Consider the following 18,002-nt stretch of genomic DNA (forward strand, 5'->3'; position numbering starts at 1 on the left):
TGAGCCATATATGAACTGCAATATCAAAAAATTCAGCGATTTCTCTAAAATTCCCTGTAATCAATTTTTTGGATTGCTTTAGGTAGAAAAAATCCGATTTTACCCCAAAAATTGCAGTGATCGCCCCGCACGCCTGCCCGCTAAACATGTCGTTTTTTATGCAGTTGCACAATGCCATTTAGACTATGCCAGTACTGTTCTTTTCCGTGATTTCAGATGAGCAAAAACTTGTGCAAATTTGTGCATTTTTGTGCAAATCCATGCGCTTATTTTCAGTATAAAAATAAGTTGCCGTTTTTTCAAAAAAATACCCCGTGAGGTTAACGAGGTATTTTGATGGCATGAGGATTAATGTCATGTAATAAAAAAATTACGCATTCAATGTAACCTATTCGTTTGTTATAATGTAATTTGTTAGGTAAATAGTGAAAATATCAGATGATCAAAAAACGCAATTTGAAAAAATTAAATATAAAACACAAAGACAATGCATTTGAGGTTAAACCGTTTTTGGTATTTGATATCAAGAATCAGTATTCTTCACAATTTTTTGATACTTACGATGAAGCAGCCGATTACTCTATCGATAAGGGATTATCAACATTTCTGGAAGTCGGAGAGGTGATTTACAACAACTCTAATGAGCTTGCCCTCTCTCCCATTAATTTTTACTTTGTGCCAAAAAATTCATCGACAATTTATGTAATTGATGTTGATGATTTTGAGGAAGTAAGCAAAGAAATAATGGCTGATAAGGTTTTTTTACCTAGTCCTTCAAATTCTCTTCATTGATATTTTGCTAAGTTAAATACGAATATTACAAAATGAGTAAAAAATTCACCCCAACCCCACACGACGCGGTATTTAAGCAGTTTTTAAGTGAAAAAGAGACGGCTAAAGATTTTTTTGATATCTGGCTACCCGATGAAATTAAGGCATTGTGTGACTTAGATAGTCTCAATGTGGAATCTGGCTCATTTATCGATAGTGAAATGAAAAATTACCAGAGTGATATTCTTTATTCAGTCAGCACCACTAAGGGAAGCGGATATATCTACGTGTTAATTGAGCATCAATCCACACCTGATAAGCTCATGGCATGGCGACTCATGCGCTATAGCCTTGCTGCTATGCAAAAGCATTTAGAGGCTGGTCACAAAGAGTTGCCGCTGGTTTTCCCCATTTTATTTTATTGTGGTGAACAGAGTCCTCATCCCTATAGCACGAATTGGCTTGACTGCTTTCATGACAGAGAACTAGCAGAGAGTATCTACACCAATCCCTTTAAACTGGCGGATGTCACGACTTTAGATGATAGTGAGATTATGCAGCATAGGCGAATGGCTCTATTGGAGTTGCTGCAAAAACACATTCGCAGAAGGGATATGACAGAACTTATGAATGAAATTGTTACGCTGTTGTCGTATAATTATTATACTGATAATCAAGTCATCACGATGTTTAACTATCTCATCCAAGAAGGTAACGCTCCAAAACCAATGGAATTTATCATTGAGATAGCCAAACAATCAGAGAAACACGAAGGAGCACTTATGACCATTGCTCAACAAATTGAAGAGATAGGCATACAAAAAGGCAAATTGGAAGGCATTCAAGAGGGAATGCAAAAAGGAATCCAGAAAGGCAAACTTGAAGCTCAACTTGAGATAGCAAAGCAAATGCTAATAACAGGTATGGACAGGCAATCTGTGATGAAATTTACGGGTTTGACTGATACTGAAATGAGCACCCTATTTAAAGATTAAACTTATGACGGAACGCCAGAAATTAACTCTCAATCGCCCTAGAAAGGCTTCACAGGAAGAACAGCCCCAAAGTAACTCAGTTTACGGTAAAAAGATCTGGGTGAATGCTGCGCCCAAAAAACAGGCAAAAAAACCGAAACCCCAAAAGGTAGTAAAACAGCAGCCCAAGAAAGTGGTTGAAAAACCTAAACAGGAAGTGAAGGTTAAAATTCCAAAACCACCTACACTGCCTAAAAAGCGATTACCGTTAGAAGAAGCCATCTCACAGATAACCACTTTTTGGCCTAATCTTTTTCCTGATGGCAAGTTGTGCCCCATGAAAGTGGGTATACAACAAGATATGTGGCAAGAAGTGAAGGAAAAGGGGTTACCGATAGCCAGAAGGCGTTTAAGATCCTGTTTAGGCAGTATTGGACATCACGCTGATTATCGTGCGCTTATCCAGTTAGGTGCGTTTCGTTATGACAAAGACGGTCAGATAGTCGGAGAGGTCACCCAAGCCGATGTTGAGGATAATCTGCAACGTTTAGCACGGCGAAAAAAGATAAATGAAAGAATCTGAATTAATTGCTCATCAGAGAATGCGGCTCTGTGGAAAAAATATCCGACATTAACAAATTGGGAAATCCGTTTTTTAAATAACGTCATCACTTCATATCGGCAATGGAATAACATTTCGCCGAAAAAAAAAGCCACCGCATTTAAAATTCTCCAAAGAGTTGGCGAAATAAAATAAATCTCTTATTAAAATAACACCAAAATTAAACCAATTTGGTCTTTAAGATGTGTATTTTCCGTTTTTGGGTTTATCTATATAACCAATTTGATTTAATTTTGGTTTTTTAATGGGTTAGTACATAGACAAACCAGCCCCACATAGTAAACTGAAAAACGGCACTCATGATAAAAGCGATAATCACAGTATTGATTAATTTTTTACTGCTTTTTTCAAACGCCCGTCTTATTGAATAATCCATTTTATTAGCAATATCGTTTGTTGTATTATCGTAGTTATCCAGAGATTTTTTTAACGTTGAGTTAATCGCTTTTTCAGCATGCGTGTTAATGTTTTCAACACATTTATTAGCTGATTTTATGACCTTTTCCAACTCCTCACTAGCTTGATTTATTGAGTCTTTGTATTCGTCTTTACCTTCTTGAAATTCATTATTTAATTCAGAACACGCTTGTTTCAATAGTATTATTTTTGAATCAATAGAATCAGGAATACTGATTATACTTTCATTGATTAACTGTAAATTATTTGTTAGTTTTTCTTTTAATTCACTTGTCTTAACATTAATCGCATTTGGAAGATCATTAATTTCCGTTTTGATAGATTCGAGTTTATTTTGTATTTCTGTATAAAATTTTTCAGAAATAATAGAATTGGAATCAGCTAATTTTTTTAATGTAACATCTAAAATTTTTTGGTTAAGGACTACTGCTAAGAATAAAGGATCTGCTTCACTGATTTTAATTCGAGTTTTATCAAAAACATCAGTAATTAATTCATCTACATTAAAAGTTTCATCTTTTTTATTACTCATTTTAATTCCTCACTCAATACTGTATCGAGTTCAGTATAAACGTCATTAAAAACCCTAAAGACCCTTGATTTAGCAATTAAACCAAACTTATCAGACGCTTTAACTTCGTTATATGTCATGTGATTTTCTGTCATTATTTTTATATCAGTGCTGAAAGCATCACTATTTCTGTCGATAATAGAAACCACCCCTTTGATTATATCGCTATTTTTTTTAATCCAAGGCATTTCTTCTAGCTGTTTACCTTCAAATAAAGGTGTACCCCAAAATTCATTTTTCCAGACAATAATTTTTGTATTTGTACCTGATTCCTTAATCATATCTAATAAAGCTATTAACCCGTTTGCAGTATCGTCTTTAGCTTGACCACCTGTAATAATAGTATGGATAAAGGTTTGTTTACTAAATTGTTCTAATGTTTCTAAGATTAGATTTGATTTTAAAAATTTAAGCATTGGTAAAAAAGTGGATGCCCCATTATCTATAACGACAGGATGCTTTGCATTGATAATAGATTCAAATAAAGGGTCAAAAAGTCTTTGAACGACTGTACCGCCTTCTGTGATAGGAACTAATGCAACATCTAAACCTTTAATTTGATAAAAGGTCGTGTTTACTGGATCTGTATCACCGCAAATAGGCGTAAAATTTCGTTCGATAAAATATTGTGCTAATATTGATGAAACAAGAGATTTACCTACACCGCCTTTTCCTTGTAAAATTAAATGTGCTGTATTGTTCATTATTCATCTCCGTAAATTCGTGATTTATTTGGTGTTGGATTGTATTCCGTATTTTTTTCTTTTTTGGATAAAGAAAATAAAGGGTTATTAGTTTTACTTTCTTTAATGCTAGTAGCCTGTTGTACAATATCTATTTCTTTTTTTGTTTTTTTGCATCTGTATACCATCGTTTTATATGTATTTAGTGAAAGATTATCTCCCATTTCTCTGTTCATGTATTCTACAAATTTTTTCCAACCAAAAAGGTCAATAGAAGTAATTATTGCCTTTATATGCTGCTTGTATGTTTTTTGTTTTGTTGAAAATTTTTCATTTTTTATATCTTCAATAAGCGGTGATAATAACGTTTCTATCTCCATAATTAACTCCAAAACCTTAATGTCACCTAAATTGTAGTTATTTTGTAGTCTATTGCAAATTATGTCATTTATTATGTAGTTATTTTGTCATCTAATATGTAATTATTCAATTTCTTTGTAGTTTTTTTGTCATCTATTTGAACTGTGTTTATCACCTATTTATTTCTTTAGGCACGAGGGCGATGTATACAAACTGATAAATCGGTTGTATAATCGTCATGCTTAGGGGGTATCCCCCTAATACCCTATAATGGAGTCTCTACGAGCCTATGAAAGAAAAAGCAAAAAAAATAGAAAGAAAAAATGTTATTTCAGTAAGATTAACAGATGAGGAATTTTTACCGCTAAAAAAAATTATAGACACGATAGAAATAAGTAAAAGTGATTTTTTCAGATTACTTATTTTGAATAGAGTTAATGAATTACCTGTTACTAAAGTAAGAAAACCACCAGAATTAAAAAAATTAAATTTTTATTTCAATAAAGCAAGTAACAATTTAAATCAATTAACAAAAAGAATAAATATTGATTATCAATCGGGAATATTATCAGAGCAAATTTATCTCAGATATTTAAATTCTCTGATTAATATTAGAGATACTTTTGTTAATGGAATAGATAAATGCTAATTAGGATTAGCGGAGGAAATGGCGGAATATCTGAATACCTTGAGCACGGTAAAAAACAAGGTAGGGAGTTGTCACGAAAATCAATTGATAAGCGTTTAATTTTAGATGGAGATTTATCATTAACAAAATCAATTATAGACTCTATTGAAAATAAGGGACAAGAACGCTATATACATATTACACTATCGTTTCACGAAAATGAAATAAGTCATAAAGATTTGCAAAATATCACACAGGAATATAAAGAACTTTTGCTAAATGCCTATCATGAAGATGAATATAATTTTTATGCCGAAGCGCATTTACCAAAGGTTAAATTTATTACAGATAATTATACCGGAGAAAAGATAGAACGAAAACCGCATATTCACATTATTATTCCTGAAATTAATTTGATTACTAATAAGGTGCTTAATCCAAGAGGACGAGGAGAACTTTATATAAAGGAATTTGACGCAATACAAGAATATATAAATAATAAATATAATCTTGTTTCACCTAAAGACGGTTTAAGAGTCAGTGATCAAAATCATGCTAATGTCTTATCAAGACATAAAGGAGACTTATTTAAAGAGGCTGAACGTAATGTTAAGACTGAAATATTTTCTAAAATTCAATCTGAAAATATTAGTAATGAAGAACAATTTACCGAACTATTAAAACAATATGGAAAGGTGAAGGTATATAATAAAGGTAAGGAAAATCAATACCACGGTGTTAAATTAGAGGGTAATAATAAATTTACTCGCTTAAAAAGCCCTTTATTTTCACAACAGTATATTATCAATAGGCGTATTCCATTAATTAAATTGACTCAAAAACAAATTGAATCTCGCATTGCTGATTGGAAAGAAAGGATCAGTCATGAAATTAAACACATAAATCCATCTGGTGAAAAAAACAGAAAACATTATGCTTCATTAAATGATGAAGATAAACGTAATTACTTGAATAAGGTGATAAAAGACTATGGAGAGAAGAATAACATTCAAAGACAGGAAAGATGGACGAATAGTTATCAGTCCAGTGTTAAACGAGATACCCGAAGAAATGTACCCACAAAGTCAATCGGATTGTCATGTTTGCCAGAATGCCGTTTGGTTTACGGACTTAACGGAAGATCAGGAAGGCTCAGAAGTAGTAAATCTAAGTTGCTATTGCAAGAACATGAATACAATAATTTATCAACGATTGGACGAAAAAAGATCGATTCAAATCAACACTTGCGATGGTTGCAGAATAGAGCAGAACATGGAAGACCAGCAAGAAGCATAATTGAAAATGGGATCAATGATGTATTGAAAAATGATGATGATTTACCTTTAATGAGAAAGGTTCGCTTAGAATTAGAATCCACACGATTTTTATCCTATTTACACACGCATTTTAATATAGATCCGGTTCAACATACTGTTACATTTGCAAAAGATGGATCACCTCGTTTTAAAGTTGAAAAGAGAAATTATAATGTGAGTGATTTTTTAACTAAGTATTTAAATTTAGAGTGGAACGAAGCAAAAAAAATATTGTTGGACGTTTGGGAGCAGCAGAATAAAAATATAACCTTTATCAATGTAAAACCCTACGTAAAACTCACTAAAGAACAAGCGAGAGAACGACTTTTAGATTTGAATAACCATAAGCAACTTGTTAGCAGTGAGATTAAAGAAGATTTTAACGGTTTAAATAAACGATATAATCAAGAGATAAAATCATTATCATTAATAAGCGACAAAAAAGAGCGAGAAGTTGAAAAAGGTTTTTTAGTCTTTAAAAAATTGTTAGAAACAGAGAATATTATATTAAAGCAACGTTTATGTATGAATGAAATACAGGCACATTACAACCACTGGCAACCCAATAATCAAAGAGGCAATAACATGTTAGGCGAATCTTTAAAGAAAATACTAAAAAGATCCCCATTAGACAATGAAAATTTTATATCTTCTTATGAACCATTAAGCGTATCAGATAAAGTCAAAAAAACATTACATATTGATGAATATGTAAAAATAGAATTAAAAGATCTGTTAGCTCATAAAGTTAATCCTAAAGAAATACGTTACCTAGACCCCAAAACAACAGAAACCGTTTTTATGGATAAAGGCGATAGAATATCGTCACATGGCGGAGTCACTCAAGATAAAAGCGAAATAATGTTGATGTATGCTAAAGAAAAATACGGCGGAGTATTAAGATTAAGTGGAACAGAAGAGTTTAAAACTAGTTGCGCTATGGCATGTGCTGAAAAAGGATTAAATATTATTTTTAAACCTGAAAAATATCACGAAATGATGTTAAATCGTCAAGCAGAGCTACAAGCAAAAAATCAAAATCAACAAAATATGATAATAGAAAAAGAAAACCTTACGAAATCTGAACCAGAACTAGAAAAAACCGCTACACAAGAAAAACCTGATACAGAGAAGCTAAAGGCCGCGGTAGAAAACAGCCTTAAACCTAGCCAACTTAAAGAAGCGATTGCGCAGGTAATGAAACCACAACCACAATCTGCACATGAGTTAAAAGACGCTAACAATTCTAACAAATCAGAGAAAGAAACCTCTGTATTAGAGATAAAAAACCCAACTGTAACTGATAAAATCAGTGTAACAAGCGATCAGATCAAAGCGTTCACTGTAACGGAAGATCAAGATAATAAGCCAATGAGAACGCTTGATAAAGAACTTGATAGGTTAGCTGATAGTTACTGTAAAGATCTAGGAGTACGGAAAGAAGATGCTATTGAAGCGATAGGCTATTTTAAAATTGAGAGCCTTGAAATCTTGGACAAACGAATCAATGACCCTGAACGAGTACAGGCAATGAAACAAGCCGTTAAAGAAATTCATGAATGGAATGAACAAATCCGGCAGCGTGAGTCAACACATGCAAAAGAGATAGATAACGATTACTCAAGATAAAAAATCAAGCCACAAGGATTGTAACTTTTTATCTTTTTTACCGAAACCGAACTGTCTATTTTTTAATCAAAAAATACTCTAACTCATTTCCATCATCGAGTAATTTTTGGAGTGCCGTGGGTGGCTTTCCGTTGCCTGTCCATGTTTGTATATCGCCGTTTTCGTCTAAAAATTCATATTTTGGCTTTCTGGCATTAATACTACTTTTTTTCTTCGTCTTGATTTTTCCGGTGGTAACAGGGTTTAACAGTGAATCAAGACTAAAACCACTCTCTTCAATCAGTTTAATTAGGTCAAGGCGTTTCTTTTCTTTTTCCTCTGCTTCTTTTTTGGCTTGTTCAAAGAGCTCTCTGTTTTCCTCAATAACTGCTTCCAGTTTATCTTTAACTTCCTGTAGCCACTCAAAATCTTTTGTTAACGCAAATTTTCGGATAGTGGTAATACTACTAAAATGCTTAGAAATAATCTGGTATTCCTCTTCTCTTTTTAGCGTTTTTGTTGTTTCACTCATGTAATTTACCTGTTATTTTCAAATTCAAATTTGATTGCCCCTGTGGTCTTGTCATGCAATATCAAAGCTGCATCAAAGTTTTTACCCGCTTTGCTTTTAAAACCTTTGATAATACCTGTTTTTCCTTTTTTGACCAGAGTTTCAACCTGTTTTGTGGTGAGCGTTTTCTCACAAACCGTTTTCCATATTTTAAAGCCACATTGCGCTTCACAAACGACAAGTTTAGGTTTATCTATTAATGCCTTGTCGCAATTAGGGCAGCACATAGCGTCTCTTGTCTGATGATTTGTTGGGGTATCCATCTTTAGGTTTTGTCCAATATCATCGGATAGCAGACGATTAATATCACCATACAATTGTTCGACAAATGCATCAACCGTGAGATTTCCCTGCTCAATCTGTTCCTGTTTTTCTGCCCAAAGTGCTGTCATATCAGGATTGGTGGCAATATCCGGTAACGCCTGAAAAAAATCAAGTCCTTTTTGCGTCGGTATGAGGTTTCTTTTATCCAAAACAATAAATTCACGGGCTTTAAGTTTTTCTATCATGCTATGACGGGTAGCGGGTGTACCGATTCCCCCGTGCTCGTCTTTTTTGTCCTTATCTTTGGTTTTGAGCAGTGTTTTTATTTTAGCGTCTGTTACAAAATCTGCCACCCTCACTAAAGCGGCAAGTAAACTTGCTTCGGTGAAAAGTGGGGGTGGGGTGGTTTTCTTGGTGTTGACGGTGGCTTTTATACAATCTGCTTTTTCCCCTGTACGTAGCTTTGACAATATTGCAAACTGACTATTATCTTGCTCTGTTTCCTCATTTTCTTTGTTGTTCAAAAATTCCGTAAAGCCGTTATCAGTGGTCTTTGTTGCCCGTGCGGTAAACGTTTCAGTGTCAATTTTTAGTAATACTGATGCTTCCTGATAACGTTTATTCGGCAAAAATTGAGCGAGGTAATAACTGGCAATAAGAAAATAAACGATTTTTTCATTATCGTTTAACTGATTTAAATCAGGGGTATTAATTGTAGGGATGATGGCGGTATGTGCAGTGACCTTGCCACTATCGAAGGCTTTCGATTTGATACTATTTTGCGTGTTTACCTCAGAAAAAAATAATAATTTTTTTAATGCAGCAATCAGTTGTGGGGATTCACCGTACTGTTCTTCTGAAAGATAAGAACAATCTGAACGGTTATAGGTAATCGCCTTATATTTTTCCCGTAATTGTTGCGTAATTTCCAGTGTTTTTGCTGCGGTCATTTTGTGGTGCTTATTCATATATTGCTGGAGTTTCACCAGATTAAACGGCAACGGGGGTGCGGTTTCTTTGTTGTCTACGGCTGCTGCCACCACATCCGCTGTTTTCCCTTCACAAAATTTAGCTACCCGTTCACCAAAATCTTTATCAATTAAGCGTTTCTTGTCATCCTGTGGGGCGTTTTCGCTAATTTGCCAGTTAGCCTCAAATTCCGCTTTAAAGTGGTCAAAAATACCCGTAATTGTATAGTAAAAACTTTCCTTGTGGTTTTTATTCGTGAGGAAACGACGGCAAATCAAGCCTAATATGGGAGTTTGTACTCGTCCAACGGATAATGGCGTTCCTCGATAACCTTTTTGTTGAGCTGTGACCGTGTAAGCACGGGTCATACTTTTACCGTAAATATCATCACCGACACTTCTAGCCAACGCTTTATAAAACAGTCCTTTGAATTTCTGGTTATCTTTTAAATTATTCAACGCTTTTTTAACGGCGGCATCAGTATTATCATTAATCAGTAATCGCTGAACAGGTTTTGTATTATTGGCATAAATCAACACTTCATCAACCAGCAATTGCCCTTCATCGTCAGGGTCTCCAGCATGCACAATGCTATTTGCTTTTTTGATAAGCTCAACAACAATTTTAACCTGTTTTTCTTTTCCTTCGCACGGCTGATATTTAACGGGATAGAGTTTTAACGGCAAGTCTTCTTTTTTCCAGCGTTTGTAGTCAGGGTGATAATTTTCAGGCTCAGCACTTTGGATAATGTGCCCGTAGCACCATGTTACGACGTTATCGGCTGATTCAAGATAGCCGTCTTTTTTCTGGAAACTTCCCCCTAGCGCCTTGGCAATATCCTTCGCCACAGAGGGTTTTTCTGCGATATATAATTTCATTTTTTTATTCTCTTCTTTAGTGTTTGAGGAAAATTTTAATTATTTTCTGGCTCCCAATGTGAGAATGGTAAAGCCGAAAGTGCTAATTGTTGTAATGGTGTCATTTCTTCTCGTTTTTCAGGGAACAACAAGGTTAATGATTGGTAGTGAACAACAACATCCTTTGTTTTTCCCTTCTCAACGATATAAACAGGTATTCCGCCATCAACTATTCCTTGCATATCCCATAAAATATTTTCATAAAAGAAATTGACCCGTTTCGATACAAATACCGGATGCAGGAAGGTCACCCCATATGGCGCACAATTTTCCAGGATGATGATAGGATCGTTTAATCGGATATTTTGACTCGGTTTTTATTATTATATCTGGTCTATACTTTCCTGTTTTTTTTGAAATCTCTTGACCAATTTTCTCATCGGTTTTCGTTGCCTCGAAAAAATAAAACAAATCAGAGTCATCTGATGAAAAGTCTTCAACATCTATTGATTTTGATTTGTTACTATAGCCAATAACCACGCCCCAGTCTTCAATCGACAAATATGAATCATCTTGCAAAGATACTTTAATATCTTTCACGCCAATATTAAGTAATTTTCTTACCTCTTTTCCAACAGATTGATAAAAATTTATTTCTTCATCAGGTGGGCAAGGAAATCCTGTTATTGCGATGCTTATACAATCATAAACATTTTCAGTGAAACCTAATTCTTCAATTTTTAAAAACTCTTCTTTTTGATAATCATGAAATTCACAAATCAAAACTCTTTCACTATCAAAAACAGTAGTTAAACCATGTTTAGCTAGCTTTTCAGGAAGTTCACCTATCTCAACTAATGCATTATCAGGGTAATGATTAAGGACTTTTTTTAATTCTGAAACCGTCTTGAATTTATATTCGATCATTTTTATTTTCCCTATTTATTTTGTTGAATATTTTTATTACGTAATACTGTCAATATTAAATAATTAAATGAACCACAATATCCAAATTAAAGTTACACACAGTGCTGTTAAATACTTTTCTTGCAAAGTGCATTTAGTGAATAACTTAAATAACACCCAAAGCACGGATATCACACCAAAATACAAATGAATATTGTTTTCAGAAAGCATGTCTTTAACTGATCTGTAATGACAACAGAAAGGATCACTGGCAGCAAAAACTAGGGATGTCATAAAAAAACAGAATAATCCCACAGCCCCTATTTTAAGTTTGTTAAAGATATTCATCGTTTTCCCTTTTCTCCTCACCAACCAATCGCCAACCCTGCACCTACACTTGCATTGTCGGTGTTGTCCCACGCAATGTTCACTCGTACGTTTGCATTATCAGCGATTTTATATTGTGCTCCTGCGGCGATGGCCTTCCCGTTTTGATAGTGACCCACACCCATACCAAAAGAAAAGTTTTCACTCGCACTATAAGGAATTGACGCTATTGCGGTAACTCCTGCAATCCCTGCATTCGCCTGTTTTTCAACTCGGTCAATTTTGTTGTCCAGTTGGTTAATGCGATTACTTGTATCCGTGGTAAACTGGTTAAAACGGCTGTCTGTATACGCATTTGCGGTATTAATCGCCTCACTTTTGGCGTTATTGACCTGGCGAACATTCGCTACGTCGGTGTCTTCTGTCCCATCCGCCACATTCGTTATTTGGCGTTCAGCGCCTTTTTGACCCACTGAGACCGTATTATCACGGTCTGCCACTGAATCACTGCCAATCGCTACTGTATTTTTGCCTGTCGCTTTGGCTTGCGAACCAATTGCGGTAGAATTATCGCCTGAAGCCTGCGCATAATCCCCGTTGGCTGTTGATCTTGTACCGGATGCCTTTGAATTAGAACCGGTCGCCGTTGAAGCAAAGCCAGAGGCATCGGCTTGTGTTCCCGTTGCCGTAGCAAGCCAACCCGAAGATTTTGAGTTTGCTCCGGTGGCAGTTGAATGATCACCGGATGCGTTGGCGTTTTGTCCCGTGGCGGTTGAATCAACGCCCGTTGCGCGGGCTTTCTCTCCGGTTGCCGTTCCTGCTAGCGAAATAACGGGATGCGTGAGCGTGACAGTCAGTACCAAAACTGCTAATTTTAGGGGTGTGGTTTTCATGTTGTTTCCTATGAATAGTCTTTTTTATTAATAATATGAAGGCTGCACAGTGCATCGTATTTGCAGTACGATGCACACACTTCTACTTGATTTTTAGCGCTTATTTTTATTTTTTAGGTTTATTCTCCTGTTAGCTATTTCTGATATATATTGTGCTGGACTTAATAATGAACCCTCATGACCAACACAAAATTTTAACCAAAAATCTTCGTTATCTTTTAACACTTTCATATTTTTCCTTTATTTCCAATGTCCATATTGACCTTTATTATTTTCCCATAGATAGGATTCTATCCACTCATCAGAGCCTACATATCTAGGTTTGGAATCGTTATATTCGTGGTTATAAAATACATCACAATAACTCGGTAACTTATTGCTAATTCGATAATAAAAAACTTGTTTATTATTCACTCTTCTCGTTTTACGTTCAAAAAGGTATCTATTCAATTCATCAGGACTACATTTTTCCGCATTGTTTGCCAATAAATCTTTATACTCAGGCATTCCCTTATCTTTTGAAGAAGGGCATAAGGATAAAAATTTTTTTCTTTCCTGAATAGTTTTCCACGGTTTACTCGCATGAATGCTAAAAAATTTTCTAATTGATGGCGCACACTCTGTAGGACGGGTATTTGTTGAAAGGCACAAAATCGCCTCACAAGCGAGTTTTGTATCACCTGTCAATTCATCTTCAGCACTCGCATAAAAAGATAGCCCCGTTAACATAGTAAATAAGGTAAAAAGTAAGCGGTTCATTTTAAATGACTCCTAATTTAAGACTGTATTTTGTTTTTCAACTTGCCAACGTTGATTCCTTTCACGTTGTAAGTGAAGCTGTCTGACGACTTCATCTTGTTGGATATCAAGCACAGGCAAGACTGGTTGATTATTTTTTGCAAAATGTTTTGCTTTAACAAAAAATTTATCTTCAAAAGAAACTATTTTATGTGCAATAAATGGACGACTAAACTCAGATATAATAATTTCAGGTAAGGCCATACCGCTTTTGTGTTTAATATCGTTTAATTCAGTGATTTCTTGTGGTAGCATTAACGCCCGTTTTTCAATGCGCTTATTTCGGGTTTTACTTGAATTTTTGCCAGATGTTACACTTATCTCGTTTCTGACTAAATCATAATAACCCAAACTTTCTGATAACGTTTTAACGCTTTCATCAATTTCTTTCGGCGGATAGAATAATTTAACGGCACAGTTTTTTAAAATGGTTAATCCACCATTCCTGCCGTAGCCTTTTTTATCATCAAAAAGTTGTTCTTCGTTTTGTAGAATAAAAACGAACCGCATGTTATAACCTGCCGTAAACGCTAGCGCAATTTGAACAACATCTAAACGCCCCATGGAAGTAAACTCATCAAGCATCAACGTACATTGATATTTTAATGTAGGATCATGCTCGGGTAGCGTTCTGACATTTTCATTTAACAACTGACTAAAAAAGAGATTTGTTAATTTGGCGTACTGACTTAATGCGCTTGGTGACAAACCAAAATAGACCGTCATTCTTTTACGTCTTACATCACGCAAATCAAAATCATTATCTTCTGTTGCTGCTGCACAAACAGGGTTAGCGAACATCGCCATGACGTTTTTAAAATCTAACATGACACTTTGCTGTTGTTTAGATTCTTTTGCACAAAAATCTCTAAACAATCGAATAGTATCAACACTTAAAGGATAACGCTCAGGGGTATTACCTATTTTCTCGGATTCAGATAACGCATAGTATTGTTGCCATTTAGCTAAATTTTCCTTATTGTTACGGCTCTTAATTTCAGATTCAAACCATTTAGCCAAATTTTCTCCGCCTGTTGGCACACTCAATTTTAAAACTGCGTTCATATTAACTTTGTGTTTTTTTTCTTCCTCAACATCAAGTAGGTATAACACAAGACTCATAAAAACACTCTTACTCGCATCAGTCCATGTGTCATTTTCACCCCCTTTTAAGGGAAATAAGATGGTAGCGATTTTTTCTAAATCACCAAAACGATATACCCCACCCCGTCTAATATAAAAAAGGGGATTCCAACGGTGGGTAGTTAATTTTGTTTCCCCTAAGATTTTTTGAGCGTAACCATCAGGGCAGAATAAAAACACATCCTGTTTTAATATTTTTTCTCGATATCCCGCCGTTAATAAATAGTTTTCTAACTTTATATCCAATACACATAGCGATTCATCATAGTAGATACAATTAGGAATAACGATACCCACGCCTTTACCTGAACGCGTAGGTGCATACATCATTAAAAATTGTTGACCAGCATAATAAATATAACTCCCTTTGTATTTTCCTTGTGTCATTTTTCCAATTAATAACGCGGGGTATTTCTGTTTTTTTCGTTGCTGTTCTGTCGGGAAAAATCCACTTTTTGTTAAATCCTGAGCATTTGCAAACCTTGCATTGCCATATAAAAATATTTTTTCTTTTAACGAAAAAAACATAGCGATAGACAAAAGAAGCGCAATAACAAGCGGTATGGCTGTACCAATCCAGCCGACCAGCATGAATTTTTTATAGGCAGCCTGTTCCCCATAAAATTGATAGGTTTCATAAAAGGTTTTCCATGCAAGTGAATCTGTTGAAAGTCCAGCCATTTTTAACAAAGCAAAACTGCCTGAATATCCACAGGCTATTATTGCAAGTACCCAAACAATGACTATCGGTAAAATGATTTTATTTTTATTTTTCATCTTTATCATTCCTTATAACAAACTCAGTAATTTATTTTTTTCTTCTGGTTCGTAGAAACATTCCGTACAATAGGTATGATTAAAAAATAAAATAACGTCTATTGTTGTTTTAACTGTTTTTGCAATAAAGGATTCTTCTAATGTTAGCCCAACGGGTGATTGTTTTATGATATTTACCAACCTTGAAAATGACGCATAAGTATTATTTGCGTGGATCGTTGTTACACTTCCCTCATGCCCTGTATTTAAGGCTTCAATATAGCTCCATGCTTCATCACCTCTCAACTCTGCTAAAAAGATGTGATCGGGTTTCATTCGCATAGCGGATTCTATCAATTGGCGAGATTTAACACCGCCTTCTTTATAAAATAAATGCACATGGTTTTTGTGTAAGGGCAATTCCATCTCGTGAACGTCTTCAATAGTAATAATTCGCCTATCAGATGGGAACATATCGGCAATGGTTTTAGCAAATGTTGTTTTACCTGAGCCTGTGCCCCCAACAATTAAGATATTCAATCTGGCATCGACACAGGCTTGTAAAAATGGCTCAAAGTGAGCACCGTCAGTGGTGTAGTTAAGATATAACGCCTTTAGTTTTTTCTGTGTTTCGGATAGTTCCGTTGTGGCTCTCCCGGCTATTTTGACATTCGCAAACCGCCCAGACTTGATATAATCCTGAATGGTAAAGCGTTTTAAGGAAGGTTTGCGGATGGTTAACGAAATACAGTCCAATTCACAGGCTGGAGGGATAATAACCTGTAGACGTTCACCATTAGGCATCACAAGCGACTTTATCGGATTTTTAGCGTTAAGCGCAGAAGCCCCATCATTATAGTTATTGATAGCTACCAAGAGATCTAATAAATCTTTATTATTCGCCCCTTTCGATTCATAAAACTGCCATCCCTTACTTCCCTCTGTAATGATTTCATTCGGGCGGTTAATGATGATTTCTGTCACATCATCATCATCCAGAAAACGCTGAATACCTGTAGAATCAAGAAATATATTAATTAAAGAAACTCGGGTATCTTTTTTATTTTCCACTAAAACAGTCATTACCTCACCTCAAAGATGGACGAAAAATCAATATTTCTAGGCACAATCACGGTGAGCATTTCACCTTGATTAATGTACGCCGTGGGTGGAATGTTAATTGAATTTTCCAGCGCTATTTTTGCCATTTCCTTAGCGCTATTTTCTGTATTACTCATATTAATGGTACTGTTATTCTGTTTAGCCAATTGTGACGTTCCAGCACTGATAGCATCCTGAATTAAAGACAGAAGAATAGCCCCCTTAAAACGATCCCAAAAATGAGAATCTACCCAAGCTGGCAGACCAGATGCCCCTAAGCTATCCGCCCCTAAAGCATCAATTCGCACATTAATATTTTCATCTTTAACGGTTGTCCAATTCACAAAAACCCTTGCTATTCCCTGTTGCATCACTTTTGTTTGCTCACCCTGTAATTGTGCACCTTTACGGATAAGCACCGTCTTACCGTCGTCAGAATAAATATCTTTGGTAATCTGACACATTGTTACACTAGGATAACTGGTCACAATTTTTGTTTTCAGAACACAAGAAATAGACGTTCCGGACGATAATAAATATTGGCGGTTTTTAACCCTTTTTACGCTACCATCACTAAATGTTGCCCCTTGCAAAAAATCACTGTTCTCACCATCATCATTGACCTGAGACTCATTACGCGTATTTTCGTGAAAATCGACTAATACACTGCCTTGTAATCGACGTTGTTCAGGGGTTAATGGTTTATCACCCGAGTTATCATTATCAAAAGATGAACTGACGTTATTTTGAACGGGTAAAACAACAGGCGGTTCTTTCGTCTGTTCTTTTTCTTGAGCCGCTTTTTTTTCCTTATCCATTTCCCTGTCTTTTATCTCGGCAATACTTCGAGCAATATCATTTTTTAAATTATTTAAGTAAGTTCCGCTATTATCACGATTATACGGTTCAGTTTCTTCTTTTGTCGGCGTTACCTCTTTAGCGTCACTTTTTTTAAAGGCTTGAGATAAACCAGGGCACCTCGAAAAACTCAAGATTTTCAATTAACCCTTGGCTTTCATTCTAAATAATTAGATTTTTTTTGATTATCACGTTACTGATTCTATCGCACATTGCCCTGGCTAGGGCCATTTGACCCATTCTGGGCGTCAGAAAGCCACGATGCACGCGCTCTGGAAGTACGCCAACCGCTTTAGGTTGTAACATGCTGCCATCATCGTCATGGCAAAATTAGCGCGCACCTGTCCAATGGTGCGGATCAGTTTTCTACCCATTTGTTCCATCGCCGCAAATGCATGTTCAACCCGTGCCCTAGTCTTTGCAATCCTGTGGTTTCGCCCTTGCTGAGTCTTGGACAACGGTTTGTTTCGATGGCCTTTACGCTGAATCTGGCTCCTATAGCCGTTTGCCTTCAGCCAAGCTTCCCGCTCCGCAGAGGGATAGCCTCGGTCGGCGTAGATATTGCGATTGGTGTTGGCCTTGTCAATGACCCTTTCGAAATGCTGACTG

The 18,002-nt window shown here is 35.6% G+C and carries 18 protein-coding genes; 5 read left to right on the forward strand and 13 right to left on the reverse strand.

Annotation, left to right across the window (positions count from 1 at the left end; translation table 11 throughout):
* The first annotated feature begins 438 nt into the window (after positions 1-438).
* From CBG25_RS05775 to CBG25_RS05785, 3 genes are read left to right on the forward strand one after another with little or no spacing between them, the layout of a single operon-like run.
* Positions 439-792 (forward strand): hypothetical protein, encoded by a 354-nt coding sequence (locus CBG25_RS05775; protein ID WP_290605228.1) that lies wholly within the window; start codon positions 439-441, stop codon positions 790-792.
* Positions 793-824: 32 nt separating this feature from the next.
* On the forward strand, positions 825-1,766 hold the full coding sequence (locus CBG25_RS05780) for an Rpn family recombination-promoting nuclease/putative transposase (protein WP_290605229.1): 942 nt from the start codon (positions 825-827) through the stop codon (positions 1,764-1,766).
* Positions 1,767-1,770: 4 nt separating this feature from the next.
* Positions 1,771-2,328, forward strand: a complete 558-nt coding sequence (locus CBG25_RS05785; protein WP_290605231.1) for a ProQ/FINO family protein — start codon at positions 1,771-1,773, stop codon at positions 2,326-2,328.
* A 280-nt stretch (positions 2,329-2,608) separates the two neighbouring features.
* On the opposite strand, the gene CBG25_RS05790 is transcribed toward CBG25_RS05785, so the two are convergent.
* From CBG25_RS05790 to CBG25_RS05800, 3 genes are read right to left on the reverse strand one after another with little or no spacing between them, the layout of a single operon-like run.
* Positions 2,609-3,316, reverse strand: coding sequence for a hypothetical protein (locus CBG25_RS05790; protein ID WP_290605233.1), 708 nt, complete (start codon positions 3,314-3,316; stop codon positions 2,609-2,611).
* Complete coding sequence (locus CBG25_RS05795) at positions 3,313-4,059, reverse strand: conjugal transfer protein TraL (RefSeq protein ID WP_290605235.1); 747 nt, start codon at positions 4,057-4,059, stop codon at positions 3,313-3,315. The genes CBG25_RS05790 and CBG25_RS05795 overlap by 4 nt, the downstream gene beginning before the upstream one ends.
* A complete protein-coding gene (locus tag CBG25_RS05800) occupies positions 4,059-4,418 on the reverse strand; it encodes a hypothetical protein (protein WP_290605237.1) in 360 nt (119 codons plus the stop codon). The genes CBG25_RS05795 and CBG25_RS05800 overlap by 1 nt, the downstream gene beginning before the upstream one ends.
* A 269-nt stretch (positions 4,419-4,687) precedes the next feature.
* Here CBG25_RS05800 and CBG25_RS05805 point away from each other — a divergent pair, with 269 nt between their 5' ends.
* Positions 4,688-5,047 (forward strand): relaxosome protein, encoded by a 360-nt coding sequence (locus tag CBG25_RS05805; protein ID WP_290605239.1) that lies wholly within the window; start codon positions 4,688-4,690, stop codon positions 5,045-5,047.
* A complete protein-coding gene (locus CBG25_RS05810) occupies positions 5,041-7,971 on the forward strand; it encodes an LPD7 domain-containing protein (RefSeq protein ID WP_290605241.1) in 2,931 nt (976 codons plus the stop codon). Before CBG25_RS05805 ends, CBG25_RS05810 begins: the two co-directional genes overlap by 7 nt.
* Before the next feature lie 55 nt (positions 7,972-8,026).
* Here the strand turns inward: CBG25_RS05810 and CBG25_RS05815 are convergent, their stop codons facing one another.
* The 10 genes from CBG25_RS05815 to CBG25_RS05860 form a co-directional block, all read right to left on the reverse strand.
* A complete protein-coding gene (locus tag CBG25_RS05815; RefSeq protein ID WP_290605243.1) occupies positions 8,027-8,482 on the reverse strand; it encodes an H-NS family nucleoid-associated regulatory protein in 456 nt (151 codons plus the stop codon).
* Between the two features lie 5 nt (positions 8,483-8,487).
* Positions 8,488-10,632, reverse strand: coding sequence for a type IA DNA topoisomerase (locus CBG25_RS05820; RefSeq protein ID WP_290605245.1), 2,145 nt, complete (start codon positions 10,630-10,632; stop codon positions 8,488-8,490).
* Positions 10,633-10,667: 35 nt separating this feature from the next.
* Positions 10,668-10,853, reverse strand: coding sequence for a hypothetical protein (locus tag CBG25_RS05825; protein ID WP_290605247.1), 186 nt, complete (start codon positions 10,851-10,853; stop codon positions 10,668-10,670).
* A 16-nt stretch (positions 10,854-10,869) separates the two neighbouring features.
* Positions 10,870-11,538, reverse strand: a complete 669-nt coding sequence (locus CBG25_RS05830; RefSeq protein ID WP_290605249.1) for a hypothetical protein — start codon at positions 11,536-11,538, stop codon at positions 10,870-10,872.
* 344 nt (positions 11,539-11,882) lie between these two features.
* The gene (locus CBG25_RS05835; RefSeq protein ID WP_290605251.1) at positions 11,883-12,737 is read right to left on the reverse strand and encodes a YadA-like family protein; all 855 of its coding nucleotides are present in this window, start codon (positions 12,735-12,737) and stop codon (positions 11,883-11,885) included.
* Positions 12,738-12,977: 240 nt separating this feature from the next.
* Positions 12,978-13,496, reverse strand: coding sequence for a TrbM/KikA/MpfK family conjugal transfer protein (locus CBG25_RS05840; RefSeq protein ID WP_290605253.1), 519 nt, complete (start codon positions 13,494-13,496; stop codon positions 12,978-12,980).
* A gap of 12 nt (positions 13,497-13,508) precedes the next feature.
* Positions 13,509-15,455 (reverse strand): type IV secretory system conjugative DNA transfer family protein, encoded by a 1,947-nt coding sequence (locus tag CBG25_RS05845; RefSeq protein ID WP_290605256.1) that lies wholly within the window; start codon positions 15,453-15,455, stop codon positions 13,509-13,511.
* Positions 15,456-15,467: 12 nt separating this feature from the next.
* Positions 15,468-16,517, reverse strand: coding sequence for a P-type DNA transfer ATPase VirB11 (gene virB11, locus CBG25_RS05850; RefSeq protein WP_290605258.1), 1,050 nt, complete (start codon positions 16,515-16,517; stop codon positions 15,468-15,470).
* Positions 16,517-17,536: a TrbI/VirB10 family protein gene (locus tag CBG25_RS05855; protein ID WP_290605260.1), complete on the reverse strand. Its 1,020-nt coding sequence runs from the start codon at positions 17,534-17,536 to the stop codon at positions 16,517-16,519. Before CBG25_RS05855 ends, virB11 begins: the two co-directional genes overlap by 1 nt.
* A gap of 105 nt (positions 17,537-17,641) precedes the next feature.
* A partial coding sequence (locus tag CBG25_RS05860) for a transposase (RefSeq protein ID WP_290605262.1) occupies positions 17,642-18,002 on the reverse strand: 361 nt, incomplete at its 5' end.

The sequence above is a fragment of the Arsenophonus sp. ENCA genome (assembly GCF_002287155.1).
Classification (GTDB): Bacteria; Pseudomonadota; Gammaproteobacteria; order Enterobacterales; family Enterobacteriaceae; genus Arsenophonus; species Arsenophonus nilaparvatae.